Source organism: Longimonas sp., assembly GCF_040409695.1.
In the GTDB taxonomy this organism is placed as follows: Bacteria; Bacteroidota; Rhodothermia; order Rhodothermales; family Salinibacteraceae; genus Longimonas.
The window spans coordinates 1-3681 of record NZ_JARWGJ010000001.1 but is presented as its reverse complement, the minus strand read 5'-3'; the positions used below and the strand labels follow the sequence as shown (position 1 = coordinate 3681).

At 59.3% G+C, this 3681-nt stretch carries 2 protein-coding genes and 1 pseudogene; all 3 read left to right on the top strand.

Annotated elements, in window-relative coordinates; genetic code table 11:
* Nucleotides 1-420, top strand: a pseudogene (locus PPP56_RS00015) (hypothetical protein); the annotation flags it as partial.
* Nucleotides 421-452: 32 nt separating this feature from the next.
* Nucleotides 453-2597 (top strand): glycogen debranching protein GlgX, encoded by a 2145-nt coding sequence (gene glgX, locus PPP56_RS00010; protein ID WP_353561480.1) that lies wholly within the window; start codon nt 453-455, stop codon nt 2595-2597.
* 158 nt (nt 2598-2755) lie between these two features.
* Nucleotides 2756-3681: potassium channel family protein (locus PPP56_RS00005; RefSeq protein WP_353561478.1), on the top strand; the 926-nt coding region annotated here is incomplete at its 3' end.

Here is a 3681-nt window from a genome sequence, read left to right as displayed (position 1 = left end):
CTTCCCGCTTTCGCCAGCACCTGGGCTGGAAGTGGAGGGCTCGAATTTTTTCTGGGCAACGAGGCCCAGCAGTCGGTCTTTCAGTTGATGATGCAGGCGCACCAAAAGGCGCTGCTTACCGGTGATCCTGCACTCGTAGAGCGGGCCGCGCGCCTGGCACAATCCGATAACCTGCATCTCATCCAGTGGTATGGCCGGCATGGCTCAGAGGCCGAGGTCTCGGCCTACTTCACCCCCGACGAGTGGTGGGCGCTCTCTCCTGACGGCATCATCTGGGAGCTGCAGCAGGTGTACAAAAACTTTATCGCCATGCTGGATGCCCACCTTCCGCAACGTCAGGAAGCCGAAAGCGGCATTCTGGCTCTGCGTCCTCTCCAACCAAAGCAACGCGCTCCTGCATTGGAGTTTCAAGACATGTGACGGCGACTCCTTTCCGCTAAGCAAACAGCACAATGGCTGAACATACGCTTGATCCTCCGCTTCCCGCTCCAAAGGCTGCGGACGAGCTCAATGTGAAAACCGGACTTCCCCGTCCCCTCGGCGTGCACCGGCGGGGAGACGGAGTCAATTTTGCTGTTTTCAGCCGTCATGGTACGCGCGTGTGGCTAGAGTTCTACGATGCGATTGATGATGAAGCCCCCACCCATCGGGTTGAACTGGTTGCGCGTCAGCATCGCACGGGCGATATCTGGCATATCTGGGTGCAGGACGTGCCCGAGAGGCAGCTCTACGGCTATCGCGTTGATGGACCCTACGAGCCAGAAAACGGCCATCGTTTCAATCCATACCGCCTGCTCATCGACCCGTATGCCCCGGCGATAACGCATCTTGACGACTGGGACTTTGGCAAGGCCCGGGGCTACGATGCAGATAGCACGAACAGCTTGTATGAGATGGCGCGCGTGAATAACGCGCACGTGACGCCTTCATGCGTGGTGGTGGATAGCCGCACCGGCTGGGAGCCGACACAGCCTTTGCGGCACCCGTGGTCAGATACAATTATCTATGAGACGCATGTGCGGGGCTTTACGGTGCACGAAAGCGCCGGCGTGGAGCATCCCGGTACGTATCTTGGGCTAACCGAGAAGATTCCATATCTGAAAGAGCTTGGCGTGACCACCATCGAGCTGATGCCGGTGCACGAGTTCAATGAGTATGAGATTACGCGCGTAAACCCGCTTACTGGCGAGTCTATGCGCAACTTCTGGGGATACAGCCCGGCGGCCTTTATGGCGCCCAACGCAGCCTACGCCAGCATGGGCAATCAGGGCGAACAGGTGGAAGAGTTCAGGGCGATGGTGCACGCGTTCCACAAGGCCGATATTGAGGTGCTGCTTGATGTCGTGTTTAACCATACGGCCGAAGGCAATGAACGAGGCCCCACGTTCAGCTGGCGCGGGCTTGACAATAAACTGTACTACTTTCTTGATGAGAACCAGGCGTTCTACAAGGACTTCACCGGCACGGGCAACACGCTGAAGACCTACCATCCGGTTGTTCACGACCTCATTCTGGATGCCCTTCGCCACTGGGTTGTAGAGATGCACGTCGACGGATTTCGCTTCGACCTGGCGTCGGTGCTGGGGCGCGATGAGCAGGGCAACCTGCGCACCGATCCGCCTCTTCTGGAGCGCATTGCGCAAGATCCGGTGCTGGGCAACGTCAAAATGATCGCTGAGGCATGGGATGCAGCCGGCGCCTACCAGGTGGGGCACTTTCACAAACGGCGATGGTCCGAGTGGAACGGCCGCTTCCGCGATGACGTGCGGCGCTTCTGGCGGGGCGACAAGGGCCTGCTCGGCGCGTTCGCTGAGCGCCTTACCGGCAGCGCCGATCTCTACGAAAGATCAGGCAAAGGCCCCGAAAGCAGTATTAACTTCGTGACGGCGCACGATGGCTTCACCCTCAACGATCTGGTCAGCTACGAGCGTAAGCACAACGAGGGCAACGGCGAGTTCAACCGCGACGGTTCGGATAGCAACTACAGCGCGAACTACGGTATCGAAGGGCCGACCAACGACGAAGCCATTCAGGCGGTGCGCACCCGGCAGGTTAAGAACTTTCTGGCTACGTTATTTCTGTCGCGTGGCGTACCCATGCTCCTCCACGGCGATGAGTTCCGGCGCACGCAGCAGGGCAATAACAACGCATACTGCCAGGATAATGAAGTCGGATGGATGCTCTGGGAGCGGCGCGAGATGCACAGCGACATCCACCGCTTTACGAAGGAGATCATCGCGTTTCGGAAGCGCCATCCGGCCCTGCAGCGCATGGCGTTCTATCAGCCCGAGGAGGTGCATTGGATCGGCCCCGACGGCGAGTCGCCGCGCTGGGACGATCCCTCAGCACGGCAGCTCGGGATGCAGGTGCAGCAGGAAAATGGCACCCTGCTGATGCTGCTGTTCAACGCAGCAGATGAGACGGTCGATTTTCGCATTCCCGACCCCCCCGAAGATCTGGACTGGTACCGCGCGATCGATACCATGCACGACGCTCCCAAAGACATCCTCGCTGAGGGCGCCGAGGAGCCGCTCAATAGCATCGCTGCGTACTCTATGGGACCGCGTTCTACCGTGGTGCTTGTAGGACGCGGATAACAGGCGGCAGCGTGCTGCACGCCGTCTGGTTCGGCTGGCCCAAACGCGCACACAGCACTGCCAGAGCGCTTCGCGAACCACGGAAGGGAGACCTCTATTCACTTCGCGCACCTGTATAACGACAACTCGCCGGCCCTTTCGTTACACGCTACTTCTACATGAACGCCTGGCAGCGACGCATTGTGTGGACGATGACAGGGGTTGTGGCAGCGGTCGTCTCTTATGCGGTGGTGTACCAGTGGGGGATGCAGGCGTATGAGGGGCTCTCGGTGCCTTTCACGCAGGCCGTTCAGGTCGTCATCGAAGCCATCACCACAGCGGGATTTGGTGGACATGCGCCGTGGTCGAGCACCGTGATGAATGTGCTGGTGCTGGCGATGAACCTGACAGGTGTGCTGTTTGTCTTCCTCGCCATTCCATTGTTTATCGTTCCACTTCTTCGAGACGCCTTTGAAGAGCACTCCCCGACCACATTTTCGGGAAGCGAGCACGTCGTCGTAACACCGCATACCGCACGCATAGACGCGCTGATCAGGGAGCTCGAAGGCCGAGGCCAGAGCTACGTCATACTCGAACCGGACCGCACCAAAGCAGAGCAGCTCCACATGGAGGGATACACGGTGGTGCATGGTGATGCTGAGTCTACCGAGGCGCTGGAGCGCATCCAACTCTCCGACGCCAAGGCGATCGTGACGGATGCCCCAGACGAAGTTGCCACCAGCATCGTACTCTCGGCTCGCGAGCTGAACGGGGCCATCCAGATTGTAACGGTCGCCGATAGCGAAGAGCTTGAGCCGTATCACTGGTTAGCAGGCGCCGATCACGTGCTCTCGCCGCGGCAGCTGCTTGGCAGAAACCTGGCGCGCGAAGTCCCCCTTGTCCTGTCTGTACTCGGGCATTCTGCCATTGAAATCGGGAAAGATCTTGAGATCGCAGAGGTCGATGTGGCACCAAGCAGTCCGCTGTGTAATCAATCTCTTGCGGACGTGCAGCTGCGCGATCGATTCGAGGTTAACGTGTTGGGAGCATGGTTTGAGGGGGTATTCACCAGCCCGGTCTCCCCACAGACCACGCTCGATGCCAG

Coding starts and splice junctions, on each gene's coding strand:
- glgX (WP_353561480.1), top strand. CDS start 453: ATGGCTGAACATACGCTTGATCCTCCGCTTCCCGCTCCAAAGGCTGCG.